Genomic DNA, 26,355 nt, shown 5'->3' on the forward strand with positions numbered 1-26,355 from the left:
CACCCCGTGGCAGATCGCCCTGGCCTGGCACCGTGGTCGGCGGCACGGAGGAGCGGGTGTTCACCATGCTGCCCGGCCGGGCGGACGCCGACACGGCGGGAAGGTGGGGCTGCTCCCCTCGGGGGAGCAGCCGTTCGCCTACGTCGCTGTCATCACCTGCCCATGACTCATCGAATGTCCTGGTGGTGGTTACGCCGGGTCGATGCGAGAGACGCTGCCGCCCAGGTCGAGGACGTACAGCTCGCCATTGCCTCCCTGCGCGAACGAGACCACCTGGCCGCCGTCGACTCCGAGGTCGCTCACGCCGGTCACCTCACCGTTCTCCATCTGCAGAGCGCGGACGGTGCCGTCGCAGTAGTCGCTGAACACGTACTGGCCCTTGAGGTCCGGGATCGCCTCGCCTCGGTAGACGTATCCGCCGGTCACCGAGCAGCCCTGGCCGTTACGGTCGTACTCGTGGACCGGCGGTACGTGGTTCGCGGGCTCCGTGCCGCCCCGGAAGGGATGGTTGCCCTCCATCTGGGACCAGCCGTAGTTCTCGCCGCCCTTGCTGCTCGCCGGGGCCCAGTCGATCTCCTCCCAGGCGCTCTGGCCCACGTCCCCGATCAGCAGGTCGCCCGTGCCCGTGTCGAAGGAGAACCGCCACGGGTTGCGCAGCCCGTACGCCCAGATCTCGTCCTTCGCGTTCGGGTCGTCCACGAACGGGTTGCCCGGCGGGATCGCGTACGGCTTGCCGCCGCTCGGGTCGATGCGCAGCAGCTTGCCGAGCAGTGTGTCGAGGTTCTGCCCGTTGCCGTGCGGGTCGCCGCCCGAGCCGCCGTCGCCGAGCGCGATGTAGAGGTAGCCGTCGGGGCCGAACGCGATGTCGCCGCCGTTGTGGTTCGCGTAGGGCTGTGGCTGGGTGAGGACGGTGCGCCGGGTTTCCGGCTGGATCTTGCCGTCCCGCACGGCGAACTCGTCCACGGTGCTGGCGCCTTGGAGGTTCGTGAACGAGATGTAGAAGTGCGCGAACTCCTTGTCGAACGCGACGCCCAGCAGGCCGCGTTCGCCGTTGGTGGTGGTCTCGCCGGATATGTCGAGGACGGGCTCGCTGAGCCCCTGGTCGTCCAAGGTCCTTACCGTGCCCGCGCGTTCGGCGATCCAGACCGTGCCGCCGGGACCGGCGGTTCCGGCGGATGGATTCTTGGCCGTGGCCACCTTCTCGAGTACGACCTTCGCCGCCTGACGTGGGGCACCGGGCTCGTCGGCGGACGCCGTGGTCAAGGCGAGGGAAGCGACGAGGCAGAGGGTGCCGATGATCGCCGAGCTTCTGGTGCGAACTTTCACCGTGATCCTCCTAGAGGCGGCGAACGGGGGAGGGCACCCGGCTGCCAGGAGCAGAGTGAGGCGGGTGTCGTCCACGCCGGCACGCAACCCGGGGTGGGGGGTGGGGGGATGGTGCGTTGCTGGCCACGGGTGAGGGTACCGGGACAGGAGTTGTTGAAATAGACCACACTCCGCCGGTCTCTCTCCGCCACGCCCGTCCGTGCGCCTGACGGGCGTGCCGTGAGCCCGCCGGCCGGTGGGGTCAGTGGAAGGCGGGCATGATCTTGTCGTGGATGAGGCGGAGTTGTGTGTTCACGTCGGCTGCGTCTTCCAGGTCGCGGCCGGTGAAGGCTTTGACGAGGGTGCGGTCGGTGAGGGCGCAGATCATGTGGTTGACGCCGGTCGGGGCGATCTCCCGCTGGATCTTCTCGAGGCATTCTTCGGGGGTGCCGGAGATGGAGAGGCGTTCGGCGAGTTCCGGGCTGGTCAGCTCGATGCCGCGGGGGAGGTCGCCGGCGGCGATCGCGTCGATGACCGGCTTGAGTTCGGCGGGGTCTACGTTGTTGCGGCGTAGTTGTTCCTCCGGCATGGAGGAGGCGTAGATGCCGACCATGCTGCGGGCCGCGTCTTTGGCCGCGGCGGAGTCGGGGCCGGTGGCGAAGACGACCCAGGCGCCGATGTCGAGTGTCCGCCAGTCTTTGCCGGCCCGTTCGGCGCCGGCCTGTATGTGCCGCACGGCGTAGTCGTAGGCCTCGCGGGTGTAACTCAGGGCGTGGTGGCAGCCGTCCGACAACTCGCCCGCCGCCTGGAACGATTTGGGGCCCCGCATCGCCCCGAGTTTGAGCGGGAGGCGGTCCTGGACGGGCCGGGCGAAGGTGAACAGGCCCTCGTATGTGTAGAACTCGCCGTCGTACGTGATGGCGCCTTCGTCCAGTAACGTCCGTACGACGTGGAGTGCCTCCTTGACCCGGGACAGGGGGCGGGTGCGGGCCCAGTCGATGCCGTACTGGGCCAGGAGGCCGAAGTTCCCGCTGGAGAGCACGCCTTCGGCCCGTCCGCCGGAGAGTTCGTCGAGGGTGGCCAGGGCCTGGGCGATCAGAGTGGGTTCGCGGAGTGTGACCGGGGAGACGCTCGGGCCGAGGCGGATCTGTCGGGTCTGGCCGGCTGCCGCGGCGAAGAGCAGCCACAGGTCCTTGTGCCAGGTCTCGTCGGCGGCGTAGCAGGCGTGGAAGCCGAGTTCGTCGGCGAGCCTGATCGAGGCCAGGGACTCGTGGAGGGGGTAGTCGGGGAGCATGGCGTAGCTGAACTTCACCGGGGTCACCTTCCGTGGCGGGGCTGGGCCGTTCTGCGGATCGGTCGTGCTCCTCGCATCCGAGGGTGGGTAAGCGTCCCGCGCCTGTCCAGTGCGTGGCTCTAGGGGCGTCGGCCGTTTCCCGCGCGGTCGTGGTGGTTAGTTTCGGAGGCATGACGGATGCCGAGACCTCCAGGGCGTCGCGGGCGGACGGGGCGACGATCCCTTCACGTGGTCGTCTTGCGGTGGGGGATGCCGTGCTGCTCGCGGTGGCGGTGCTGGGTGTTTCGGCCACGGGGCCGCTTGCCGCGGCCGCGCAGGCCCCGGCGTTGGCCATCGCGTTCTGGCGGAACGCCGCGGCGAGCGTGGTCCTGGTGGGCGGTCTGGCGTTTCGGGGCGGGCGGCGGCGTGCGGGGAGCGGGAGCGCGGCCCGGCTGTCGTTGCTGTCCGGGGTGTTTCTCGCCGGGCATTTCGCGGCCTGGATTCCGAGTCTCACGATGACGTCGGTGGCCGCTTCGACGGCTCTGGTGTGTGCCGCGCCTTTGTGGTCGGGGCTGATCGCACGTGTGCGTGGGGTGCGGCTGGGCGGGCGGGTGTGGGCGGGGATGGCGCTGGCGCTGGGCGGTGTGCTGCTGATCGGCGGGGCCGATTTCCGCACCTCGTACACCGCTTTGGCCGGGGATCTGCTCGCTCTGGTGGGGGCGTTGTGCATGGCCGCCTATCTCGCGGTCGGGGAGCGCGCGCGGCGGGTGGTGGACACGGCGCGTTATGCCGGGACCAGTTACGCCGCCGCGGCGGTGCTCCTGCTGCTGGCGTGTCTGCTCTCGGGCAGCGCGCTGTTCGGCTATGCGGCTCGTACCTGGGTGCTGCTGGCCGCGCTCACGGTGTGCGGGCAGCTCGTCGGTCATACGCTGTTCAACAGGTCCCTGAGGCGTCTGAGCGGGCACACGGTTGCCACGATCACCCTGCTGGAGGTGCCCGGTGCGGCGCTGATTGCCGCCGTCTGGCTCGGACAGGCCCCGTCGCCGGCCGTCGCTGCCGGGGTCGTGGTGGTGATGCTGGGTGTGTTCGTGGCGATCCGCGGTCAGCGTCTGCGGGGCGGCGGGCGGCCACCTTTCAGCCCTTCACCGCCCCCGAAGTGAGACCTTGAACGATGTGGCGGCTGGCGAAGGCGAACAGGAACATCGTGGGCAGGATGGTGAGGACGGCCGCCGCGGACATCGAGCCCCAGTCGATGTTGAAGCTGGAGATGAAGCCGTTCAGGGCTGTGGGGACGGTCTTGTTGCTGTCGCTGTTCATGAGCGTCACTGACAGGAAGAGCTCGTTCCAGCAGTTGACGAAGTTGAAGATGAACGCGGCGATGATGCCCGGGCGCATCACCGGCAGCAGAACCCGGAACAGTGCTGCGAACCGTGACAGTCCGTCGATCATGGCGGCCTCCTCCAGGGCGTCCGGGATGTTCTCGAAGAAGCCGCGCAGCATCACCGTGCAGAACGGGATGCACACCGCGACGTAGACGAGGATCAGGCCGAGGCGGTTGTCGACCAGCCGCAGGTCGGTCATCAGCAGATACAGCGGGCCCAGCGCGATGAACGACGGAATCATCTGGGTGACCAGCGCGGCCATCAGCAGAGCGGACTTGGTGCGGAACTCGAAGCGGGCCAGCACGTACGCCGAGAGCATCGAGATCGCCGTGGCCGTCGCGCCGGCCACGGTGGAGACGATGAGGCTGTTGGTGAGATAGGTCCCGAAGTCGGCCGTGCCGAACAGGCCGCTGTAGTTCTCCAGGGAGAACCGCTCGGGCCAGTAGGCGAGCGGGAAGCGGAAGATGTCGCCGGGTGCCTTGAGCGAGGTGACGGTGATCCAGTAGAGGGGGAAGACGGTGAAGAGCAGCCACACGCCGAGGAAGGTGAACTTCACGGCCCGGCCGGCCGTGGACTCCTTGCCGATCACGACCTCACCCCCTTCTTCTCGCGCGTGGCCATGAGGAAGAACACCGCGAACACCAGCAGCGCGGCCACCACGAGGAGGCCGAGTGCGGAGGCTCTGCCGTAGTCGCCCTGCTGAGTGATCTTGATCATCCAGGTGGTCACGATGTGCGTCTCGTTGTTCGGCCCGCCGCCGGTCATGCCGAAGATCAGGTCGGGGAAGTTGAAGATCCAGATCACCCGCAGCAGCACGGTCAGCGCCAGCGTGGTCCGGATGTACGGGATGGTGATCTGGAACAGCGTGCGTGCCTTGCCCGCGCCGTCCAGCGCCGCGGCCTCGTAGAGCTCGTCGGGGATCGACTGGAGCGCGGCCAGGATCATGATCGCGAAGAAGGTGACGCCGTACCAGATGTTGGCGATGAGCACGGCCACCATCGCCGTCTTCGGATCCGCCAGCCAGGCGATCGGCTCGTCGATCAGACCGGCCTTCTGGAGCAGGTCGTTGACGACACCGAACTCGCTGTTGAACAGCCAGCGGAACAGGATGCCGATGAGGAACCCGGAGATCGCCCAGGGAAAGAAGATCAGCGCCTGGTACAGGCCGCGGAAGCGGAAGCGGCGGCGCAGCCACAGCGCGAGCGCGAAGCCGATGACCAACTGCGGCACGATCGAACCGAAGACCCAGATCGCACTGTTGCCGAGTACGGTGCTCCAGGCCGGGTCGGCGAAGACGTCGCGGAAGTTCTTCAGCCCGACCCAGGAGGTGTCGGTCAGGTCGGTCAACTTCCAGTTGCGGAAGGCCATCTGGCCGCCCGCGATCACGGGGTAGTAGGTGAAGACGGCCACGAAGACCGCGGCCGGTGCCATGAACGCGGCGATCTGCAGACCGCGCCGGGTGGTGAACTCCCGTCGGCGACCCCCGTGGGGGAGACCTCGCTCGGGGGTGGGGTCCCCCCTGCCCGGCGCCGTCGTCTTCGTCGCCGTCTTGGACGTGACGGACATGTCTACTGCCCCTGCTGCCACTTCTCGGTCCAGTACGCGTCCCAGCCCGCGACCAGCTTCTTGGGCGTCGTCCTGCCGAGGATCAGCTTCTGCACGTCGGCGTCGGCCTTCTGCTGCCACTCGGCCCACCAGGTGACACCGCGCGGCTGGGTGACGACCAGGTACTTGTCCGGCTGCTCGGTCATGGTGACGTAGCTCGACCAGGGGCCGGTCTTGTAGAAGGGGTCGCTGGTCGCGGACTTGAGGATGGGCACCAGGCTGTTCTTCTTGGTGAACGTCGTCGATGCCTCGCCCTGGGACAGGAACTGGACCAGCTTGACGGCCTCGACCTTGTGCTCGCTGCCCCGGGCGACGCCCCACCCGGCGGTGGCCAGCGGCTGCACGGTCTTGCCGCCGGGCCCGGCCACGAGCGGCGCGGTGTCCCACTGGCCCTTCGAGAGGGACTTGGACTCCGAGACCGTGGCGATCACTTCGGGGTCCTGGAGCAGGAACGCGGTGGAGCCGTTGGAGAAGGCCTCGACCATCTCCGGGTAACCCCAGGCGACGGACGACTTGGGCGAGGCCTGCTGGAAGAGCTTGAGGTAGTTCTCCATCGCCTCCTCCGCCTCGGGAGCGGCGAAGATCGTACGGCCGTCCTTGAGCTTGAAGCCGTTCGCCGGGTCGACCTGGTCGGCGAGGTAGGCCTCGATGGCCGCGGTGGCGTTGCTGTTGGAGTTGGCGCCGCCCCGGAAGGCGTAGCCGTAACGGCGTTGGGCCGGGTCGTGGATGGCGGAGGCCTGCTGGAGCAGTTCCTGCCAGGTGGCCGGCGGCTTGCTGAAGCCCGCCTTCTTGACGAGGTCCGTGCGGTAGAAGAGGCTCAGGCCGTAGAAGCCGTACGGGACGAAGTACGTCCTGCCCTTGGCGTCCTGCGAGGCCTTGACGGCGTTCTCCGTCATCGCCTCCCAGCCCTTCCAGCCGTCGAGGTCCTTCTTCATGTCGTAGAGCCAGCCGTTGTTGGACCAGGGCCCGACGGTGATGTCGCGGACCTCCAGGACGTCCACCCCGCTGCCGGACTGGAGCATCTGCTGGAGCTTCTGGTCGGCCTGCTCGGTGGGCGGGGAGACCAGGTTGACCTTGACCTTGGGGTTCCGCTGCTCGAAGTCGGCTATGAGGTCCTTGAGCAGGTCGGTGCGTGTCGGGTTCGTCAGGCTCTCGACCATGTTGAGGGTGACTGTTCCGCTCGCCTCGGGGCTCATGGTGGAACAGCCGGTCAGAACCATCGCGGCGGCGGTGCCGAGCGCGAGAGCTGCCGTCCTTCTTCTCATTGTGCTGACCTCTTCCCTGAGTTTTCTCGTGCCCACTCGCCGAGGACGGGGACGCATTCCTCGGCGAAGTACTCGTAGTCGGCGGCGGTGTTGTAGACGTGGGCGGACAGGCGCATGTAGCCGATGCCGGCGAAGCTGGTGAAGGCCGCTTCCACGCCCAGCTCGAGAGCCGCCCGGTCGCGCAGTGCGTCGGCCTCGATGCGGTCGGCGGCCAGTCCGTCCGGTAGGCGCACCAGACGCATGCCGGGAACGGGCATGCCGACGTCGACCGCGCTGTCCACGCCGGTCAGTTCGGCGAGCGCGGTGCCGACGACACCGGCGCCGTAGTCGGCCAGGTCGTCCATGTAGCGGCGGGCGGCGGGCCATCCCCAGGTGCGCTCGACGAAGGCGAGGGACGTCGGCGCGGCCAGGTAGGCGGTGGCGTCGACGGTGCCCTGCTGGTCGAAGCGGTCCGGGTAGGGGTCGGCCGCGGCCCAGGAGTCGATGAGGGGGTGGAGCCGGTCGCGCAGCGGGCCGCGGGCAACCAGGGCGGCCGTGCCTCGCGGGGCGCAGCCCCACTTGTGGAGATTGCCGGTCCAGACGTCGTAGGTCGCGTCGGCGAGCGGTTCGGCGAGCAGGCCGGGCGCGTGCGCGCCGTCGACGAGGACGGGGATGCCGCGTCGGCGGGCCTCCGCCCCGATGCGCTCCACCGGCAGCCGGCGCGCGGTCGCCGAGGTGATCTGGTCGACGACGACGAGCTCGGTGGCCGCACCGAGTTCGGCCACCACGGCCTCGTACGCCTCGTCCTCGTCCGCGTCGAGCGGCACCTCGGCCGTACGTACCCGGCCGCCCCAGCGCCGTGCCAGCCGCTCGGCGCCCATCGTCACGGCCCCGTAGCCGTGGTCGGTGACGACGATCTCCCCGCCGGGTCGCAGCGTGAGGGCGGCGTAGACGACGCTCGCGCCGGCGCTGGCGTTCGGCACCAGGGCGAGGTCGCCGGGACCGACGTGCAGGAAGTCGGCGAGCTCGACACGGGCGGCGGCGAGGCGCTGGGGGAGCGCCGGGAACCACACCACGGGTGAACGCTCCATCTCCACGCGCAACAGCTCCTGACGCTCCTGAGCCACCAGCGGAACCGCCCCGAAGGAGCCGTGGTTCAGGTGCTTGAGGGCCGGATCCAGCGACCACGCCCGGTCGGCGGGTCGGCCGTCCGCCAGCAGCAGAGGGCGCGGTGCGGTGGTCACCTCGGTCTCGCTCACATGACTCCACATCTGGGCAGGGCGGGGCCTACGGAAGCTCGGACTCCGCCAGACACATTTGATGACTCGGCATCCTGCACCACCTTTCTCGACCGAAACAAGGGTCGTACAGTGAAAGTCATCAGATGACTCGCCTGTGACACGCATCCGACACGTCTGACACTCGCTACAGTGCTCCGAGGGGCCGACGGCATGACCGCCGGACCGCCCAGGGGAGGAAGAGGGGACGGATGTCCGCAGTCGAGAAGGCGTTCCACGGCCTGCGCCACATGATCGGGACGGGACGCCTCGGTCCGGGCGAGCGCATTCCGCCCGAGGCCGAGCTCTGTGAGGAGTTGGGCGTCTCGCGAGGGTCGCTGCGTGAGGCCGTACGGATGCTCGCCGCCCTGGGCGTCATCGAGCCCCGGCACGGCTCGGGCACATACGTCTCACAGCTGAGGCCCGAGGACGTGATCGGCAGCCTCTCCCTGACCCTGGAACTCCTGCCGCTCTCGGGCCTGTTGGAGGTCTACGAGATCCGGCGCGTCCTGGAGGCCCACGTGGCCGCGCAGGCGGCGGCACGCTGCACACCGGAGACCGTGCGCACCCTCTTCTCCCTCATCGAGGACATGGAGGCCACGAGCGACCCCACCAAGGCCTCCGAACTCGATCACCGCTTCCATGCGGAGATCGCCCGTGTGGGCGGCAACCCCACCCTCGCCACCCTCCTGGCGGTCTTCCGCGCCCGCTCCCGCAAGTACCAGGTCTTCACCCTGCCCGAAGGCCCTGACCTGCGCAGGAAGAGCGACGACGACCACCGCGTCCTGGCCACCGCCATCGCCGACCGCGACCCCGTCGCCGCGGCCGGCGCGGCGCAGGCGCATGTCGCGCAGACGGAGCGGTGGCTGCGTGCGTTCATGCCGCCGGTGGAGGAGGCCGACGGCACGGACTGACCATCAGGGGGTGGGCGCCACCCACCCCACGAGCACGGCAACCTCGTACGACGCCGAGGAGTGAGGCATGGCCCAGGGCGACGGCGGTCAGGAAGTGGAGTTGAGTGTCTGACGGGCGGGGCCGTTGAGGCCGTGTGCGGCTGCTTCCCGGCCCACTCCGACCAGCTCGTTCACCCTGCGGTAGACGTGCACGAACCGCGGGATCGTCAGGTAGCCGAGCTGCCCGGTGCGGCCGTCCTCGGCGTGCAGCCGTGCGTAGTCGCAGACGCCGTTCAGTACGAGCCTGCCGAAGCCCAGCAGGATCGAGGCGACCTCGGTGCGGACCTCCTCCGGGTCCGAGAGGCGGCTGACGGTCGGTGCCAGGGCCGTGGTGGTCGTTTCGGCGTCACGCAGCTTCTGGTGGCCGTGGTGTACCAGGTACAAGTGGGTGAGCTCGTGCGCGAGCACCATCTTCACCGCGTCGAGCGAACGGTACAGATCGTTGTCGAGGTACAGCGAGAAGCGCCCGTCCTGCCCCTGCGGCGCCCTGCGCTCGAGCCGCCCCGGTTCCGGGAGCCCGGCATGGATGAGGATCCGTTCCGGCGGCAGGACCTCCTCGTCCAGGCCCAGCCACCTCAGGTACTTGACGTAGTAGTGCCGCGTCGACCCTACGAGAGTGGCGGGATCGAAGAGGAAGTCGTCGCCTCGCCGCGGCCGTTCCCCGCAGATGACGGGGAAGAGCTCGCCGACGAGGGCATCCAGATCGTTCGGGGCGTACTCCGGGGCGGTGCTCTGCGCGGTTGCCATGCGCGTGATGGTGCCGAAGTCTCGCCGGGAGGGGTCCCGGGAGCGGATGGCGTCCCACTTCGTGTCACTCGGCGGAGGGAGTGATCAGTGCTCGGCTCGATGGCGTCGCATCAGGATCGCGGTGAACTGCTGGGACGTGCCCCACGGAGTGAGGTGGTCCTCACCGGCGGTGTCGACGAGGTGGAAGCCGGGGAACTGGGCGGCGAGTTCGGCATGGGTGTAGCGGACGATGGGGAGGCCGCTGCACGTGGTCGGGCCGTCCGGGCCGAACGTCGCCACGACGAGCCATCCGCCCGGCCGCAGCGAACGGTCCAACGACGCGAGGTAGTCGGCGCGTTCCTCGGGCTCGATGAGGAAGTGGTAGACGGCCCGGTCGTGCCACAGGGCGTACTGGCGTCCCATGCGCAGGTCGAGGACGTCGGCCACGGTGAGGGTGACGTCCGCCCCGGCCGGACCGAGCCGGTCGCGGACGGTCCGCAGGGCGGTGGCCGACAGGTCGACCGCCGACAGGTCGCGGTAGCCGCGATCGAGGAGGTGGTCCACCAGCGTCGACCAGCCGGCGCCCACGTCGATGACCGGCTCGTCGAGGCCGAGCCCGGCCTTGTCGACCAGGCCCAGGGAGAGCTCCGGGACCGACTGCCACCAGGAGACCCCGTCGACGTCCTTGTCGTGATGGACGCCTTCCCAGAAGGCCGTACGGGCCGCTGTCTCGTCGGGGTGCGGAATGGCGTGGTCGGTCATGGTGCCGAGGGTAGACCCGGTGGGCCGGCCTTGAGCGGCACCGGGCGGTGCCGTCATGGTTCCGTAAGGCGGTGAGCCGCCGTCATGATTCCGTAAGGGCCGAGCCACTCCTTGCCGAGCCCGGTCGTGGCTACGGTGACGACCATGTTCCAGCTGACAGACCCCGACCGGGCACCCGGTCCTCTCGGTGACGTCGCGACCCTGGTCGACGGCGGTGACATGGACTGTGGCAGCGGTCTGCTGCTGCTGATCACCCGTGCGATGCGGCGTTTGGAGCCCGGGCAGTCGCTCGGTGTGCGCAGTGCGGAGGCGAGCGTCGTCACGGACCTGCCCGCCTGGGCCGACCTGGTCGGGCACGACGTCGTGGCCGAGGTCGCCGAGTCCGCCGGCGGCCCGTGGTGGTTCGCCGTGCGCAAGGCGCGCGGGCCTGGGCGGGAGACCCGGGCGGGCACGGTCTTCTCCCAGGGCGAGCGGACGCCGGTGGGCCGCCGGCTATGGCTCTACACCAACTTCGACTGCAACCTCGCCTGCGTGTACTGCTGCGCCGAGTCCTCTCCGAAGGCCGCGGCCCGGCGCTTCGAACCGGCCCTCGCCGCCGCGGTGTTCGACGAGTTCCGGGCCCAGGGCGGCCGCGAGGTCTTCCTCACCGGCGGTGAGCCCTTCATGCACCCCGAGCTCGGCACCCTCGTCGATGCGGCGACCGGCCTGGAGCGCACCGTGCTGACCAACGGGATGATCTTCGCACGGGGCAACCGCCGCAAGACCCTGGAGAACCTGGACCGTGACGTGGTCCTCCAGATCAGCCTCGACTCGGCCACGCCCGACCTGCACGACCGGCAGCGGGGCGCCGGCTCGTGGTCCCGGGCGCTCGACGGCATCGCGCTGGCCCGTTCGCTCGGATTCCGGGTACGGGTGGCCGCCACGCTGCAGGACGAGGACCCCGAAGGCGTCGACGCACTGCACCGGCGCCTCGACGACGCCGGGATCGCCACGGCGGACCGGGTCATCCGGCCGGTCGCCCACGAGGGCTTCGCCGACCAGGGAGTGCACGTCTCCCTCGACAGCCTGGAGCCGGAGCCGACCGTCACCGCGGACGGCGCCTGGTGGCACCCGGTGGCGGTCACCAACGCCCATCTGCGCATCGCCGACGCCCCGCTGCCGCTCGCCGAGGTCTTCGGCGTCGTACGCGACACGCTCGCCGTGCAGGACGCGGCGGCCAGGACGGGACGGGAGGTGTTCCGCTGTGCCTGAGCGAACGACCACCCGGAAACGACGGGCGGGCTGGATCCTCGCGCCCGCCACCGATCCCGTCCCGCGCGGCCAGGCCGCCGGGGCGGCCTTCCTCCGTGTGCTGCTCGGTCTGATGTGGCTGCAGAACGTGTCGTGGAAGGTGCCCCCGGACTTCGGGAACGCCGACGGAGGGCTGTACAAGTGGACGGCCTTCGCCGTGAGTCACCCGGTGTTCCCGCCGTACAGCTGGGTCGTGGAGAAGGCCGTCCTGCCCAACATCGAGGTCTTCGGCTGGGGTGTGCTGATCACCGAGAGCGCCCTGGCGGTGCTGTTGCTGACCGGTGCCTGGGTGCGGGTGGCCGCGCTGGTCGGCGTGGGCATGTCCTTGTCCATCGGTCTCTCGGTCGCCTACGCCCCGCACGAGTGGCCATGGGCGTACTGGCTGATGATCGGCGCCCATGTGGCCATCCTGTTCTCCTCGGCGGGACGGGCGTTCGCCGTCGACGCGGTGCGGGCGGGCGTCGGCTCCGCCCGCAGGCTCGGCCTGGCATGGGGCGTGATCGCGGTGGTGCTCGGCGGCCTCGCGGTGCTGGGCTCGGCCGGGGACGATCCCCTCGCCGCCAAGGGCCATTACGTGCAGGCCTGGAACCTGATGATCGGCGTCGGCCGCTACAACCTCGTCGGCAGCTTGGTGCTGGTCCTGATGGGCGTACTGCTGCTGGTGGCCGGGCGCGGCGGCGGCGCCCTCCTCAGCCGGGCGGCGGCAGTCGTCGGTGCGGCGGCCGCCCTGTCCCTGCACGCCCAGATCGGCTTCAGCGACCCGCTCCTGGGCGGCACCGCGACCTCGGCGGCCCTCCTGCTGTCCGTCGCGCTGGTCGCCGCGGCCGTCGCCCGGAACAGGAACACCGTCCCGAACGGAAACAAGGAGGTGTCGGGCCGGTGAGACCGATGACCCGTCGTACGTTGCTCCTCGGCGCCGGGGCGACGTTCCTGGCGAGCGCCTGCGGCAGCGGGGGAGGGGGTGTGGGCGCGGCCGGGAAGGGAACGCGCCGGCTCGGCATCTCCGCCATCCCCGATCAGGACCCCGAACTGCTGGGCCGGCTCTACCCCGCCGTGGCCGAGCGGTTCGCCGACGCGACCGGCCTCAAGGTGGCCTACCGCCCCGTCACCGACTACACCGCCGTGGTGCGGGCCTTCGAGATCGGCGACATCCACCTGGCCTGGATGGGCGGGCTGACCGGCGTACAGTCACGCCAGCGGGTGGCGGGCGCCACCGCCCTCGCCCAGCGTGACATCGACGCCGACTTCCACAGCCTGTTCATCGCCCACAAGGACTCGGGGCTACGGCCGTTCGACACGACGGAAGGGCTGCGCGGCCTCGCCGGGCACACCCTCACCTTCGGCAGCGAGACCTCGACGTCCGGCCGGCTCATGCCCCAGTACTTCATGCGGCAGGCCGGACTGAAACAGAGCCAGCTGCGCGGCAAGCCGGGCTTCTCAGGCTCCCACGACGCCACCATCGAACTCGTCGCGGGCGGCAGCTTCGAGGTCGGGGCCGTCAACGAGCAGGTCTGGGACGCCACGGTCGCGGCGGACGACGTCGACCTGAGCAAGGTGACCGTCCTGTGGCGCACCCCCGGCTACGCCGACTACCACTGGCTGGCCCGCCCGGACCTCGACGACACCTTCGGCGCCGGCACCGAGAAGAAGGTGCTGGACCTGCTCCTGGGGCTCGACGACCAGCGGCCCGAGGACGCGGAGCTGCTGAAGCTCTTCGGCGCCAAGTCCTTCGTACGGACGAAGAACTCCGCCTACGACCGGATCGAGGACGTGGCCCGCGACCTGGGGCTGCTGCGGTGAGCGACGACGACTCCGCGCCGGTGATCCGGCTGCGTCGCGCGGGGCGCCGGTTCGGCGCGCACGCGGCGCTGAGCGACCTGGACCTCACCATCCACGCCGGGGAACGGGTTGCGGTGCTCGGCGCCAGCGGCGCCGGCAAGAGCACGCTTCTCGCCCTGCTCAACGGGTCGTTGGAACCCAGCTCGGGCAGTGTGGAGGTCCTCGGCGAGGACCTCGCAAGCCTCTCCGCCGCCCGGCGGCGGCCGCTTCAGCGCCGTATCGGCTCGGTGAGCCAGAACCTCGCCCTGATCGAGCAGGTCCGGGTGGTGCACAACGTCAACGCGGGCCGGCTCGGCCGGTGGAGCACCGCACGGGCACTCGCCTCACTGGTCTGGCCCCGGTCGCTCGACGGCGTGCGGGACGCGCTCGACCAGGTCGGGCTGGGCTGGGCGCTGTACGAACGCACCGAACGACTGTCCGGCGGCGAGCGGCAGCGGGTGGCGATCGCCCGACTCCTGGTGCAGGCCCCGGAGTTGGTGATCGCCGACGAACCCGTCTCCAGCCTGGACCCGGTACGCGCAGCGGAAGCCCTGGCCCTGCTGAGCAGACCGGACGCCGGTCCTGCAACGCCCCAAAGGGGCGCGGGGAACTGCGCGACAAGCCACGACGGCGCCGCAGACGTCCGACGACCTATCGCGGCACCCCTCGCGGAGCGGGCGCGCACCCTCGTGGTCAGCCTGCACCAGCCGACCCTCGCCCGCGAGCACTGCACGCGGGTGATCGGCCTGCGCGAGGGCCGGATCGTCCTGGACCTCCCGGTCGCCGACGCGACGGACGCGGCCCTGCACGACCTGTATGAGCTCGCATGACCCTGCAACTCGACGCCCCGCCGTCCCCGCCGGCCGCATCGGCCGCACCGGTGCGTAAGGCCGTCAGCGGGCGCAGGGTGCTCTTCCGCAGACTCGCGGCGCTGGTGGTGACGACGGGGGTTCTGGCCTGGTCGGTGGGGCGGGCCCTCCCCTCGGGTGGCGAGCTGGTCAACCGAGGCGGTCTGGCCCTGCTCGACGACATCGCGGCGACCGCACTGCACCCCTCCCTCGAAGCCGACTTCCTGGTGGTGGTGCTGGAGGCGACAGCGACGACGCTGGCCCTGGCCCTGCTGGGCACCGTGGGTGCGCTGCTGCTGGGCCTGACCGGCGGTCTGATCCTCAGCGACGTGGCGTGGAGCGGCCGGCTGCCCCGGCCGGTACGTGCCGGACGCCTCCTCCTGCGCGGCGCGCTGGTGGGGGTCCGCTCGGTCCACGAACTCGTCTGGGCGCTGTTCCTCGTCAGCGTGCTCGGCCTCGACCCGCTCGTCGCTGTCCTGGCGCTCGCGCTGCCGTTCGGCGCGCAGAGCGCCCAGATCTTCGCGGAGACCTTCGACGCCGTGCCCGGGGCGCCGCTGCGTGCACTGCGCACCGCCGGCGCGAAACGCTGCTCGGCGCTCGTCTACGCCCTCCTCCCCGGCTCGGCACCGCTGGTGCTGTCGTACTCCTTCTACCGGTTCGAGTGCGCCCTGCGGTCCGCGGTCGTGCTCGGTGTCGCCGGCGTCGGGGGCCTGGGATTCGAGCTCACCGTCAGCCTGCAGTCGCGCAACTGGGGTGAGGTCTGGACGCTCGTCGCCGCGCTGCTGGTGCTGGCGGGGGCGGTCGAGCTGTGGAGCAACCGCGTCCGCTCCGATGTCGCGGTGGTGACCTGCGCGGACTGGTCGGTCGGACGCGAACGCGTCGATGGTGAGGGACGGTCGTCCGGTGGCCTGTCCCGCTCGTCGCGCTGGTCCCTGGCCCTGCTGCTGCCGTCGATCGCGGTCGCCTGGTGGTGGGTCGGCCTCTCACCGGCCGGACTCGCCTCGGCCCGAACCCAGGACCTCGCCGGCCGGCTGCTGTCCGACCTGTGGCCCCCCGCGCTCCCCGAGGGCGGCTGGCGGGCCCTGACCGGCGCTGCCCTCGACACCCTGGCCATGGCCGTCCTCGCCACCGCCCTGGCGGTCGCGATCACCCTGATCGTGGGCCCCTGGGCCGGACGACCGCGCGCCGACCGCCGCGGTCGTCCGGCAGCCTGGCACCGCAGGGCCCTGTGGTCGGCGGCCCGCCTGCTGCTCCTCGTCCTGCGGTCGATCCCTCCGACGGTGTGGGCCGTCGTCGCACTCCTGGCCCTCTTCCCCGGCGTCCTGCCCGGAGCCCTGGCGCTGGGCCTCTACACCGGCGGCATCCTCGGCCGGCTGGTCGCCGAGGCCTGGGAGACCATGGACCTCAGACCCCGGGAGTCCCTGCGCAACGCCGGCGTACCCGACGCGGTCGCGGCCGTCGCGTCCATCGGGCCGCCGTCGGCGAACCACCTGATCACCTACACGCTCTACCGCTTCGAGATCTGCGTACGTGACACCGCCGTCGTCGGCGTCGTCGGCGCCGCGGGTCTGGGCCGACTGCTCACCGAGCGACTCTCGGCCTTCGACTTCCCCGTGGTCACCAGCGTCCTGCTGGCGTCGCTTCTGGTCAGCCTTGCCGTAGAGACACTCGGGCGCCGACTGCGCCGCACGCTCGGCGCGTGAGCCCCATCGACGGCGACCACAGTCCCGGCGAGCCGCCAGCCACGAAGCGTTGCTCGGTCTCGCCTGCTGCCTCATCACCCACCGACAGATCCACTCGCTCCGCAGAGGACCCGAACTTCCACGGTCCATGACGCTGCCGGTGCGACGTATGCCGGCCCCGCTTTCGACGGCTTCGGCGCCGCATTTGCCGAGGGCCGGCTCACCGTGCCGGCAGTGCGCGCAGCAGCCCGGCATGGCGTGCATCCAGGAAACGGTGCCCGTGCTGCTCGGGGCGGGTCTGCGCCGGACTGTGGGGTGACATCGCTGCGTGGCTTCTCCGTGATTCACGGCCGGAGCCTCGGCAGCGGTCGCGCAGACGTGGCCGACCGTGATCGGCCGAGGGTGCGCACGGCCGGTTTCCCGCTCAACTCCGAAATGGCATAGGTTATGGGCGGCGGCAGGCTCCGGCCGCACGTCGATGACCGGCCGCCGACGCACTGCCGCCGAGGGCGCGGCACCGGCATCCGTCTCGCATCCCTGACGAGGACCCTTCCATGACGCTCCGCTCCCGTCCTGCCCTGTCGGCCGCCACGGTCGTACTCGCGGTGACCCTGGCCGCCTGCGGTGGCGGTTCCGACGACGCCTCGTCCGCCGGAGACGGCCACGATCACTCCGAGACGTCGATCAGCCACATCCACGGGGTCGGCATCGACCCGGCCGACGGCACCCTGTGCGTCGCCACACACCACGGCGTCGTCGCCGTGGCTGAGGACGGCAAGGCGAAGCGGGTCAGCGACGAAGCCGACTACATGGGCTTCACCGTCAAGGGCCCTGGCACCTTCCTCGGCAGCGGCCACCCAGCCTCCGGCAGCGACGAGCCCGGCAACCGCGGCCTGATCGAGAGCAAGGACGCCGGCAAGACCTGGAAGACCCTCTCCCTCGGCGGCGAGGTCGACTTCCACGCACTGGAATACGCCCACAGCACCGTCTACGGCTATGACAGCACCAACGGCATGGTGCGCGTCAGCAAGGACGGCAAGCAGTGGGCCAAGCGCGCTTCCATCGCCGCCGCGGACATCGCCGTCAGCCCGAACGACCCCGACCTGATCCTGGCCACCACGGAGGACGGCGTCGCGAAGAGCACCGACGGCGGCAAGAGCTTCGGCAAGAGCGCCGAACCCGTGCTGTTCTTCCTCTCCTGGGCCAAGGGCGGCCTCTACGGCATCGACCCGGCCGGTGGCCTGAACCGCAGCACCGACGGCGGCGCAACCTGGACGAAGACCGGCACCGTCCCCGGCGGCCGACCCCAGGCCCTGACCGCCGTCTCCGCAGACCGCGTCCTGGCCGCCACCCAAGGCGGGGTCTACGAATCCACAGACGGCGGCAAGACCTTCACCGAACGCCTTGAGACCGCCCCGGCCGACGACCACTGATCCGCACCTGGCACCAACGCACTGGTCGGTGAGCGAAGAGAGCAACAACCGGGGATACGTGGGCGGGGCGGGCGTCGGCTGTGGCCGCAGGACCTCAACTACCGCTCCTGTCGGACTCGCGGGTGACGGCCGCCTTGGAGGTGAAGACCCTGTCGGCGCGAAGGAGAGCCCACAGCGCGCTCGGTCGAGGTCGTTGCCAGGGCGATGACGGCCTGGACGTGTGCGGCCCTCACCACCCTTTCGGCAGTTCGGGCCGAGATGCCTATACGTCTGTCCGGTGCAGGTTGCGTCGCGGTCCGGCCCACCGAGGGCAGGCAGTGGCTGGAGCACTTCTACCTTGCTCCGCACTGTCAGGGCCGAGGGCTGGGATCCACTGTCTTGCGCACGGTACTGGAGCGAACGGACGCGCAGGGCACGACCGTGGGCTTGAACGTCTTGCAGGGCAGTGCTGCCCGCCGACTCTATGAGCGCCATGGATTCGTCGTGGAAGCCCAGGACCCGATCGATGTCTTCATGATGCGCCCGCCGGGGGCGATGGCGAGCACTGCTGCGAAGGCCTGACCCGCAGCGGTGCGAGGGCCCCGCCTCGGTCCGCGAGGTTGTCTCCTACGGCGGTGACGTGTCTCGTCCCAGCTTCCCCTCTGGCGTCTCCCCTGCTCATCTCAGCGATTTGATCGAGGAGTTGGCAGATCCGTGGCTGGCGAGCGGCGGCGGGCGGTCGGTGCTGGCCCGAAGCACGACGTCTGCCCAACGAATACCCTGACCAGGTCAGCGCCCCGCCGATTCACGGCCACAGCCGCCCAGTTCCTGGTCTCCCGGGACTTCGAGCCGTTGGCCGGCGCCGCAGTCCTCGCGGCGTAGCCGGTGGCCGTCGGCTTCGGCATCTCTGTGGTCAGGACTGGTTGGTGTCCACGACGAAGCGGCGGCTGAGAGTGATCTCGCGTGAGAGCAGGCCCGGGTCGGCGGTCACCGTGAGCTCGTACTCCCCGTCCCGCAACGCCCTCACATCGAGCACCCTGTGGCTTCCGACCCACACGGTGGGGACGATCTCGCCGTTCAGCCTGACCTCGGCATTGCGCAGTGCCTCGTTGGCCAGCGCCTCGTCGTCGTTGCGTCCGACCGTGTCCACCGTGAGCGGGGCCTTGGAGAGGGCGGCGGCGTTCAGCACACCGCTGCTGGGGATGCCGCGCACCCGGAGCTCCGGCCGGTTCACCGCGTTGTTCACCGCCATGAAACCGATCGCCAGGGCGGCGGCGATGGCGGCAGCCGCAAGTGTGACGAGTACCCTGCGCCGGGACCGGGCTCGCGCAAGGCCCGATGTCTTCGGGGTCAGCCGCATGGGCACATCCTTCGAGGAGTTGCTGCTGTGGGTCGTCGGCTCCGCCTCTTTGTCCCGCCCGTGGTCTCTGCGTCGGCTCGAGGACTGACGGGCCTGAGGACACGGACCGGACCGCGGACGTCCGGCGACCCTGATGCTGCCACCTCACCCGTCACGGAATCCAGTTCGAGCTCACCCTCCCCTGGATGAACGCCCTCCAATGTCCCAAGAGGGCCCTGGTACAGGGGGAGTGCTCGCTATCTCCTGGTAGGACTCCGTTGAAACGGTTTGGGTTTGGCGGCCGAAGCCGCCGGCGGGACGGAGCACCACAGGATCGCGGCACAGCTGCCGGTCCGCGCCGCTGCACGGAGGTGAACCGTCCGGCATGGTCGACCAGGAACGGTTGGGGGCGATCCACGGCGCACTCGCCTCCCCCTCGTTCGCCTCGTAGTTGCAGTCCGGCCTCGTAGCCCGCGAGGAGACGGCCCGGGTCAGAGACCTGGGCCGTCGCACCGTCCGCTGTAATCGCTCGCCGCGGGCCCGCCGGGTCAGAGGAAGCTGACGTTCTGGGCGAGGGCGAGTCGGCCGGAGTAGTTGATGGTGTTGGTCGCAGGGCGCATGTAGGCGCGCCAGGCGTCGGAACCGGACTCGCGGCCGCCGCCGGTCTCCTTCTCGCCGCCGAAGGCCCCGCCGATCTCGGCGCCGGAGGTACCGATGTTGACGTTGGCGATGCCGCAGTCGGAGCCCTCGGAGGACAGGAAGAGCTCTGCCTCCTGCTGGTCGCGGGTGAAGATGCTGGAGGACAGGCCCTGGGGGACGTCGTTGTGCAGGGCGATCGCCTCGTCGAGGGTGTCGTAGGTCAGGACGTACAGGATGGGGGCGAAGGTCTCCTCCCGTACGACGTCGGTCTGTTCCTCGACGCGGACGATGACCGGCTCGACGTACGCGGCACGGGGCGCGAGGTCGGCCAGGCGTCGGTCGCCGCCCGCCAGGATCTTGCCGCCCTGGGCCTGTACGCGGGTGAGGGAGTCCTGCATGGCGTCGAGGGCCTTGGTGGTGATCAGCGGGCCGACCAGGGTGGTCTCGTCGAAGGGGTCGCCGATGGGGAGCTTGTTGTACGCGGCGGTGAGGCGTGCGATGAGGGTGTCGGCGATGTCGCGGTGGACGATCAGGCGGCGCAGGGTGGTGCAGCGCTGGCCCGCCGTGCCGGCCGCGGCGAAGACGATGCCCTGGACGGCGAGTTCCAGGTCGGCGGAGGGGGCGACGACCGCCGCGTTGTTCCCGCCGAGCTCCAGCAGGCTGCGGCCGAAGCGGGCCGCGACCCGGGGGCCGACCTCGCGGCCCATGCGGGTCGAGCCGGTGGCGCTGACGAGCGCGACGCGCGGGTCGTCGACGAGCTTCTCGCCGAGGGTGCGGTCGCCGAGGAGGAGGCGGTGTACGTCGCGGGGCGCGCCCACGTCCTCGGCGGCCTGGGCAAGGAGCCGGTCGCAGGCCAGGGAGATCAGGGGGGTCAGCTCGGACGGCTTCCAGACGACCGTGTCGCCGCAGGCCAGGGCGACCGCGGTGTTCCAGGACCACACGGCGGCGGGGAAGTTGAAGGCGGAGATCACGCCCACCACGCCCAGCGGGTGCCAGGTCTCGGCGAGGCGGTGGCCGGGGCGTTCGGAGGCGATGGTGCGGCCGTAGAGCTGGCGGGACAGGCCCACGGCGAAGTCGCAGATGTCGATCATCTCCTGGACCTCGCCCAGCGCCTCGGAGCGGATCTTGCCCGCCTCGATGGTGATCAGGTCGGCCAGGTCGCTCTTGTGGTCGCGCAGCAACTCGCCCAGACGGCGCACCAGTTCACCCCGACGGGGCGCGGGCGTGGTGCGCCAGGTCAGGAAGGCCTCGCGGGTTGCGGTGAGGGCATCCTCCGCGTCGGTGTCGGTGGCCGCCGCCAGGCCGAAGAGGTCTTCGCCGGTGAGGGGGGTGCGGGCCTGGAAGTCGTTGCCCTCGGGGACCGTGACGCCGGTGCGCTCCAGGGCGGCGCGGGCGCGGGCGCGCAGGTCGTCGGTGGTGGGCAGGGTGGTGCTGGTCATGGGGCTCCTTGTCGGACGGAGGGCTCGATCGAGGGGACTCAGGCGAGGGGCTTCTGGCCGAGTTGCTCGGTCACCCGGGCCAGGGAGGCGTTCTGCTGCTCTTCGTAGAGGGCGAAGGGGTCCAGGACCTCGCGGCCCATGGCGCCGGAGAGCCACTCGGCGTCGTAGGAGGCGCCCTCTTGGTCGTTGTTCCGTGAGCCCTCGCCGTTGAGGTTGGACTGGAAGATGCCTGCTGCCGAGCGGGGCAGGAAGTCCTCGTAGACGATCGGCTCGGCGCGAACCCAGCCCTGCGAGAGCAACTCGCCGAGGGCGGAGGGTGGTTGAGCGCCGTCGCGTGGGCGGTCCGGTGCCGCGTGGTAGGTGAAGTAGGCCAGCTTCCGGGCGGCCAGCTCCTGTTCGCTGTGCGGCAGGTGCTCCTCCCAGACGGTGCGGGCGACGTCGGAACGGTCGGCCTCGGGGCGGTGCGCGGCCTCGCTGTCGACGACGGTGAGCAGGTGGTCGTAGAGGGCCCGGCCCTCGCGGGTGAGGGCGATGCCGCGGGCCTCGACCTCGCCGAAGCGCACCCGCAGGGCGCCGCGGGTCACGGTGCCGTCCGTCAGGCGCAGGGCGCGGGGCTCGGCGAGGGCGCGGAAGGACGTCTGGCGCAGCAGGACGTCGGGACCCTTCCAGGCCGGCGGGCCCTGAATGGTGTCGATCATCTCGATGCCGCGGTCCGTCATACGCCGGTAGAGCTCGTCGATGTCCAGGACGCGGGGGGTGAGGTGGTTGATGTGGGTGCTGCGGACGCCGCCGATGTCCGCGGCGACGGCGGAGACCCGTTCCAGCGTCTCGTACCAGGCCTTGTCCACTGGTTCGGTCGACAACTCGAAGGCCGCGACGGCGAGTTGGAGGAAGCGTTCGGCTTCCGGCTCGGGCAGTTCGCGCTCGGCGTCCGCGCGGTCGGCGAGGGTGAGGAGTTCCGGCGGGAACAGTTTGCGGCCGGCGAGGAAGGTCTCCAGGCGTGCGCGCAGGTCGGCGTCGAAGAACCGCGGGTCGGCTGGGGTGAGTAGGGAGGTGAAGACGCGGAAGGGGTTGCGGGCCAGTTCCTCGCCGTCGACGGGGCGGAAGGCGGTCGAGACGACGGGGATCGCGCTGGCGGCGGCCTCGCGCAGGTCGTAGAAGCCGACCGGGCGCATGCCCAGGGCGCCGAAGATGCGGGCGACCTGTCGCAGTTCCCGAGGAGTGCCGACCCGGATGGCGCCGTGACGCTCGGCGGTCACCCGGCTGATGGAGCCCAGGCGTTGGGCGTCGGCGCCCTGGGCGCGCAGGACGTCCTCGTTCACCTCGCGCGAGACGTCCACGAGCGTGGTGTAGGCGGGGACCTCCCGTCCGTACATGTCGGAGAGCCGTGCGGCGAACGCGGCGCGCAGCTGCCACTGGCTGATCATGGACGGTCTTCCCTTCGGTCGGGTCGGGGGTTCAGACCACGTGGGCTTCGGGGCGGATCTCGGCGCCCGCCCGGAAGCGGGCGGCGCTGAGCGGGGTGATGTCGACGAAGGGGGTGCGGTCCAGGTGCAGGTCGCGGACGATCTCGCCGACCGCTGGGGCCTGGAGGAATCCGTGGCCGGAGAACCCGGTGGCGTAAAGGAAGTTGACCACGTCCTCCGAGCGGCCGATCAGCGCGTTGTGGTCCGGGGTGACCTCGTAGAGCCCGGCCCAGCCGCCGGCCGTCTCCAGGTCCGCCAGGGCGGGTGCGCGGTGGCGTGCGACCTCGCGGAACAGGCCGAGCCACTCCGGGGTCCAGGTGGTGTCGAAGCCGTCCGGCTGGCCGGGGTCGGCCAGTCCGAACAGCAGTCCGTCGTCGCTGTTGTGGAAATACGCCGAGGACGCGAAGTCGATGGTGAAGGGGATACGGGGGGCAGGGGGCGTGAGCGGGACGGTGAACGCCAGTTGGCGGCGTACCGGCCGGACCGGGAGGTCGACGCCGGCCATCTCACCGATCCGCGCCGACCAGGCGCCGGCGGCGCAGACGACCGTGGTGCAGTCGATCCGTCCGTGGTCGGTGCGGACGGCCGTCACGCGGTCGCCGCTGGTGTCGATGCCGGTGACGGCGGTGTGCGTGGCGATCGTGACCCCGGCCCGGGCCGCCGCCCGCGCGTATCCCTGGACGACCAGTGCGGGACGGGCATGGCCGTCGGCGGGTGAGTGGACGGCGGCCAGGAGTCCGTCGGTGCTGAGGTAGGGACACAGTCGGTGTGCCTCGCGCGGGTCGATCATGCGGCTGGGCACGTCGAGGGCGTTCTGGATCCGCACGGCGGTCTCGAAGTCCGCGGCCTGCTGCTCGGTGGTGAGCAGGAAGAGGTAGCCGACGGTGTCGAGAAGGATGTCGGCGCCGGGGCGGTCCGGGAAGTCCCGGAAGGCGCGCAGACTCCGGTCGCCCAGCTCGATGTTGAGCGGATCGGAGAACTGGGCCCGGACGCCGCCGATCGGCTTGCCCGAGCTGCCGCAGCCCAGCTCGCCGCGTTCGACGACGACGATGTCGCGCACTCCGGCCTCGGCCAGGTGGAAGGCGATACTGGTCCCCATCACACCACCGCCGATGATCACGACGTCGGCGCTGGCGGGGACGGTGCGATAGGCGGGTGAGGAGGTCAACAGGCCATCCCTTCGCGGGCTGTGCGGAGCGGGGGCGTTGCCGAACAGCTGTCTGCACGTCATCGTCCGGCAACCCGACCGTTGAAGTCCATGAACAATTAATGCGCCCGATCTTTTACGATCGCTATACGATCGCCGTATGGACTGGACGAGTGCCCAGCTGCGCTCCCTGGTGGAGCTGACCCGGCGCGGCACCATCACCGCCGTGGCCGAGACCCTGGGGTACACACCCGGCGGGGTCTCCCAGCAGATCGCCGCGCTCGAGAAGACCACCGGCATGGAACTGCTGCGGCGGGTCGGGCGCCGGGTCGAACTGACCGACGCCGGGATGACGCTGGCCCGACACGCCGAACGGATCCTGTCCACGGAGGCCGAGGCCGTCGAGGCGCTGGAGCGCACCCGGGGCGAACCCGCCGGGACCCTGCTGGTCGGCCTGTTCGCCACGGCCGCCGCCGAGATCCTGCCGCCGGCGCTGCGCAGGGCGGGCGAGGTGCATCCGGGGCTGACGGTGCACAGCCGCGACATGGACGTGGACGAGGTGTACGACGCGGTCGCGTCCGGGGCCGTGGACCTCGCCCTCGGACTGGACTACCCGGACGTGCCGATCCCGCGTGATCCGGCCCTGCGGGTGACCCAGCTGTACCGCGAGCGCTTCTCCCTGGCGGTGCCCGCCGGGTCGATGACCGACCGCACGGTGGTCTCCCTCGCGGACACCCAGGACCTCGGGTGGATCATGCCGTCGGCCGACAGCTACTACGGCCGTGCCGTGCGTACCGCCTGCCGGCGGGCGGGCGTCGAGCCCGCGGTGCTGCACGAGGTGACGGACACCGCGGCCACGCTGGCACTGGTCGAGGCGGGGGTCGGCGTGAGCTTCGTGACCGATCTGATGCTCAGGCTGCGTTCGTCACGCTTCGACGTGGTGGAGCTGAGCGAGAGGGTCGAGCGGCACATCGTCGTGGTGATCCGTTCCACCGCGGAGCGCCGCCCCACGGTGGCGGCCCTGGTCGACATCTTGCGAGTAATGGCCGAGACCCGGCGTGACACCTCGGTGCAGGCTGCGCCGCCACGTCGGTAGAAGCATCAGCTCTGCTTGGCCTCAGCGTCGCAAGTTCTCGCGCTGAAGCGTCTTTCATCGATCGTCGACGGTGAGTGATGGTTTCAGGCCAGAGTCCCCTCTGGCCGAACGGAGTGAGCCTGATCATGGCGCGTCAGACATCCGGTGCGAAGCGAGAGGTGTTCTCCAGCCGCTTCGCGTTCGTGGCCGCCGCCATCGGAATGGCGGTGGGCACCGGCAACATTTGGCGATTCCCCCGCGACGTCGGAGCGGGCGGTGGCGGCGTGTTCATCATCGCCCTGGTGCTCGCCAACCTGGTCTGGGCCGTCCCGCTGCTGATGGCGGAGTCACTGCTCGGGTCCCGCAGCCGGCTCGGCACCATCGGGGCCTTCCGCCACTTCATGGGCCGGAAATTCGCCTGGATGGGCGGATTCATGGGCGTGGTCACGGTCGGCATCCTCTTCTACTACACGGTGATCTGCGGCTGGGCGGTCCGCTACTTCGTCTACGCGGTCAGCGGCAAGTTCGCCTCGGGTGTCGACAGACGGCAGACCCAGCAACTCTGGGACGGCTTCGTCGCGAGTCCGGCACAGACGATCCTGTTCCACGTGCTCGCGGCCTTCCTCGTCGGTTTCGTGGTGATCCGCGGCCTGAAGGGCGGCCTGGAAGCCGTACTCAAGATCACCGTGCCGCTGTTGTTCGTCATTCTGGTGCTGCTCGCGGCCCGTGCGATGACCCTGTCGGGGGCCGGCGAGGGGCTGCGCTACCTGTTCGTGCCCGACTGGGGCAGGATGCTCGACGGTGAGATGTGGCTCGGCGCGTTTGTGCAGATGGCCTTCTCCACCGGTGCCGGCTGGGGCCTCTACCTCACCTACTCGGTGTACATGCGCAAGAAGGAGGACTTCGCGCTCAACGCGGGAATCGTGGTCGCCGGCAACCACCTGGCCTCACTCCTCGCCGGGATCGCGGTCATCTGCACGGTCTTCGCGGTGCAGTCGCCGCAGTATGCGCAGGACGCCGTCGCGGCCGGGGACCAGGGGCTGATGTTCGTGTACCTCGCCGCGCTGTTCGGCCAGATGCCCGGCGGCACATGGGTCTTCGCGCCGCTGTTCTTCCTCGTGCTCGTGCTCGCCGGCCTGTCCAGCCTGATCGCCATGATGGAACTCGCCGTGCGCAACGTGATGGACTTCGGCATCCAGCGCAAGACGGCCGTTGTCGCGATCGTCCTCGTCACGCTCGTCGGCGGCATCCCCTCCGCGCTCGACCTGGACGTGCTGACCAACCAGGACAACGTCTGGGGCGTCGGGCTGCTGATCAGCGGACTGTTCGCCGCGATCGCCATGATGCGCTACGGCCTGGAGCGTGCACGCCGTGAGCTGGACCTCACGAGCGACTTCACGGTCGGTGCCTGGTGGAAGGTCCTGATCGCACTCTTCCCGCTGATGTTCGGTGCGGTGTTCGGCTGGTTCATGTACCTCTCCGTCACCGATGACTCGCAGACCTGGTACGACCCGCTCCAGACGTTCAGCATCGGCACGATGGTGCTCCAGTGGACGGCGCTCCTTGTCGTGATGCTGCTGCTCAACAACCTGTTCTCGCGGAGGCTGAGCCGTAGCCCGCTCACCGCCGACGGCGACGAACGATCGCCCGCCCACCGGGAAGAGGAGGTCTGA

22 protein-coding genes and 1 pseudogene are annotated in these 26,355 nt (G+C 70.3%); 11 read left to right on the forward strand and 12 right to left on the reverse strand.

The genetic code is table 11. The features are described from left to right. Positions 1-189: 189 nt before the first annotated feature. Together IM697_RS21740 and IM697_RS21745 are read right to left on the reverse strand one after the other, a co-directional pair. On the reverse strand, positions 190-1,326 hold the full coding sequence (locus IM697_RS21740; RefSeq protein ID WP_194049362.1) for a PQQ-dependent sugar dehydrogenase: 1,137 nt from the start codon (positions 1,324-1,326) through the stop codon (positions 190-192). A 241-nt stretch (positions 1,327-1,567) separates the two neighbouring features. Continuing rightward, entirely contained in the window at positions 1,568-2,617 is a 1,050-nt protein-coding gene (locus IM697_RS21745) for an LLM class flavin-dependent oxidoreductase (RefSeq protein ID WP_194049363.1), read from the reverse strand. A gap of 152 nt (positions 2,618-2,769) precedes the next feature. Here IM697_RS21745 and IM697_RS21750 point away from each other — a divergent pair, with 152 nt between their 5' ends. After that, on the forward strand, positions 2,770-3,738 hold the full coding sequence (locus tag IM697_RS21750) for a DMT family transporter (RefSeq protein WP_194049364.1): 969 nt from the start codon (positions 2,770-2,772) through the stop codon (positions 3,736-3,738). Here IM697_RS21750 and IM697_RS21755 read toward each other — a convergent pair. From IM697_RS21755 to IM697_RS21770, 4 genes are read right to left on the reverse strand one after another with little or no spacing between them, the layout of a single operon-like run. Next, the gene (locus IM697_RS21755) at positions 3,713-4,549 is read right to left on the reverse strand and encodes a carbohydrate ABC transporter permease (protein WP_194049365.1); all 837 of its coding nucleotides are present in this window, start codon (positions 4,547-4,549) and stop codon (positions 3,713-3,715) included. The two genes, IM697_RS21750 and IM697_RS21755, sit on opposite strands and share 26 nt — an antisense overlap. Next, the gene (locus IM697_RS21760; RefSeq protein ID WP_194049366.1) at positions 4,546-5,526 is read right to left on the reverse strand and encodes a carbohydrate ABC transporter permease; all 981 of its coding nucleotides are present in this window, start codon (positions 5,524-5,526) and stop codon (positions 4,546-4,548) included. Before IM697_RS21760 ends, IM697_RS21755 begins: the two co-directional genes overlap by 4 nt. A gap of 2 nt (positions 5,527-5,528) precedes the next feature. Next, positions 5,529-6,830 carry an ABC transporter substrate-binding protein gene (locus IM697_RS21765; protein ID WP_194049367.1) on the reverse strand — a complete coding sequence of 434 codons (1,302 nt, stop codon included), beginning with the start codon at positions 6,828-6,830 and terminating at the stop codon, positions 5,529-5,531. Beyond that, positions 6,827-8,068 carry an aminotransferase class V-fold PLP-dependent enzyme gene (locus IM697_RS21770; RefSeq protein ID WP_194049368.1) on the reverse strand — a complete coding sequence of 414 codons (1,242 nt, stop codon included), beginning with the start codon at positions 8,066-8,068 and terminating at the stop codon, positions 6,827-6,829. The genes IM697_RS21765 and IM697_RS21770 overlap by 4 nt, the downstream gene beginning before the upstream one ends. Positions 8,069-8,298: 230 nt before the next feature. On the opposite strand from IM697_RS21770, the gene IM697_RS21775 reads away from it, so the two are divergent. After that, positions 8,299-9,000 (forward strand): FadR/GntR family transcriptional regulator, encoded by a 702-nt coding sequence (locus IM697_RS21775; protein WP_194049369.1) that lies wholly within the window; start codon positions 8,299-8,301, stop codon positions 8,998-9,000. 87 nt (positions 9,001-9,087) lie between these two features. Here IM697_RS21775 and IM697_RS21780 read toward each other — a convergent pair whose 3' ends face one another. Both IM697_RS21780 and IM697_RS21785 read right to left on the reverse strand, forming a co-directional pair. Then, on the reverse strand, positions 9,088-9,786 hold the full coding sequence (locus IM697_RS21780; protein WP_194049370.1) for a hypothetical protein: 699 nt from the start codon (positions 9,784-9,786) through the stop codon (positions 9,088-9,090). Between the two features lie 84 nt (positions 9,787-9,870). Beyond that, positions 9,871-10,527, reverse strand: coding sequence for a class I SAM-dependent methyltransferase (locus IM697_RS21785; RefSeq protein ID WP_194049371.1), 657 nt, complete (start codon positions 10,525-10,527; stop codon positions 9,871-9,873). A gap of 144 nt (positions 10,528-10,671) precedes the next feature. On the opposite strand from IM697_RS21785, the gene IM697_RS21790 reads away from it, so the two are divergent. The 7 genes and pseudogenes from IM697_RS21790 to IM697_RS21820 all read left to right on the forward strand — a co-directional run. Next, entirely contained in the window at positions 10,672-11,778 is a 1,107-nt protein-coding gene (locus tag IM697_RS21790) for a radical SAM protein (RefSeq protein ID WP_194049372.1), read from the forward strand. Then, complete coding sequence (locus IM697_RS21795) at positions 11,771-12,700, forward strand: Rv1678 family membrane protein (protein WP_194049373.1); 930 nt, start codon at positions 11,771-11,773, stop codon at positions 12,698-12,700. Before IM697_RS21790 ends, IM697_RS21795 begins: the two co-directional genes overlap by 8 nt. A 5-nt stretch (positions 12,701-12,705) precedes the next feature. Then, a complete protein-coding gene (locus IM697_RS21800; RefSeq protein ID WP_194049807.1) occupies positions 12,706-13,617 on the forward strand; it encodes a putative selenate ABC transporter substrate-binding protein in 912 nt (303 codons plus the stop codon). Then, positions 13,614-14,465, forward strand: coding sequence for a phosphonate ABC transporter ATP-binding protein (locus tag IM697_RS21805; RefSeq protein WP_228044824.1), 852 nt, complete (start codon positions 13,614-13,616; stop codon positions 14,463-14,465). Before IM697_RS21800 ends, IM697_RS21805 begins: the two co-directional genes overlap by 4 nt. Continuing rightward, positions 14,462-16,186: a PhnE/PtxC family ABC transporter permease gene (locus IM697_RS21810; protein ID WP_194049374.1), complete on the forward strand. Its 1,725-nt coding sequence runs from the start codon at positions 14,462-14,464 to the stop codon at positions 16,184-16,186. The genes IM697_RS21805 and IM697_RS21810 overlap by 4 nt, the downstream gene beginning before the upstream one ends. Positions 16,187-16,719: 533 nt before the next feature. Further along, positions 16,720-17,598 carry a F510_1955 family glycosylhydrolase gene (locus IM697_RS21815; RefSeq protein WP_194049375.1) on the forward strand — a complete coding sequence of 293 codons (879 nt, stop codon included), beginning with the start codon at positions 16,720-16,722 and terminating at the stop codon, positions 17,596-17,598. A 279-nt stretch (positions 17,599-17,877) separates the two neighbouring features. Continuing rightward, positions 17,878-18,159: pseudogene (locus IM697_RS21820) on the forward strand (GNAT family N-acetyltransferase); the annotation flags it as partial. Between the two features lie 331 nt (positions 18,160-18,490). On the opposite strand, the gene IM697_RS21825 reads toward IM697_RS21820, so the two are convergent. From IM697_RS21825 to IM697_RS21840, 4 genes are all read right to left on the reverse strand, one after another. Further along, positions 18,491-18,937, reverse strand: coding sequence for a hypothetical protein (locus tag IM697_RS21825; RefSeq protein ID WP_194049377.1), 447 nt, complete (start codon positions 18,935-18,937; stop codon positions 18,491-18,493). Between the two features lie 527 nt (positions 18,938-19,464). Next, positions 19,465-20,994: an L-piperidine-6-carboxylate dehydrogenase gene (gene amaB, locus IM697_RS21830; protein ID WP_194049378.1), complete on the reverse strand. Its 1,530-nt coding sequence runs from the start codon at positions 20,992-20,994 to the stop codon at positions 19,465-19,467. Positions 20,995-21,032: 38 nt separating this feature from the next. Continuing rightward, the gene (gene hglS / locus IM697_RS21835) at positions 21,033-22,421 is read right to left on the reverse strand and encodes a 2-oxoadipate dioxygenase/decarboxylase (RefSeq protein WP_194049379.1); all 1,389 of its coding nucleotides are present in this window, start codon (positions 22,419-22,421) and stop codon (positions 21,033-21,035) included. 31 nt (positions 22,422-22,452) lie between these two features. Beyond that, a complete protein-coding gene (locus IM697_RS21840; protein ID WP_407699657.1) occupies positions 22,453-23,559 on the reverse strand; it encodes an NAD(P)/FAD-dependent oxidoreductase in 1,107 nt (368 codons plus the stop codon). Between the two features lie 208 nt (positions 23,560-23,767). Here IM697_RS21840 and IM697_RS21845 point away from each other — a divergent pair, with 208 nt between their 5' ends. Both IM697_RS21845 and IM697_RS21850 read left to right on the forward strand, forming a co-directional pair. Continuing rightward, entirely contained in the window at positions 23,768-24,703 is a 936-nt protein-coding gene (locus IM697_RS21845) for a LysR family transcriptional regulator (protein WP_194049381.1), read from the forward strand. A gap of 125 nt (positions 24,704-24,828) precedes the next feature. Next, a complete protein-coding gene (locus IM697_RS21850) occupies positions 24,829-26,355 on the forward strand; it encodes a sodium-dependent transporter (protein WP_194049382.1) in 1,527 nt (508 codons plus the stop codon).

It is taken from the genome of Streptomyces ferrugineus, assembly GCF_015160855.1.
Classification (GTDB): Bacteria; Actinomycetota; Actinomycetes; order Streptomycetales; family Streptomycetaceae; genus Streptomyces; species Streptomyces ferrugineus.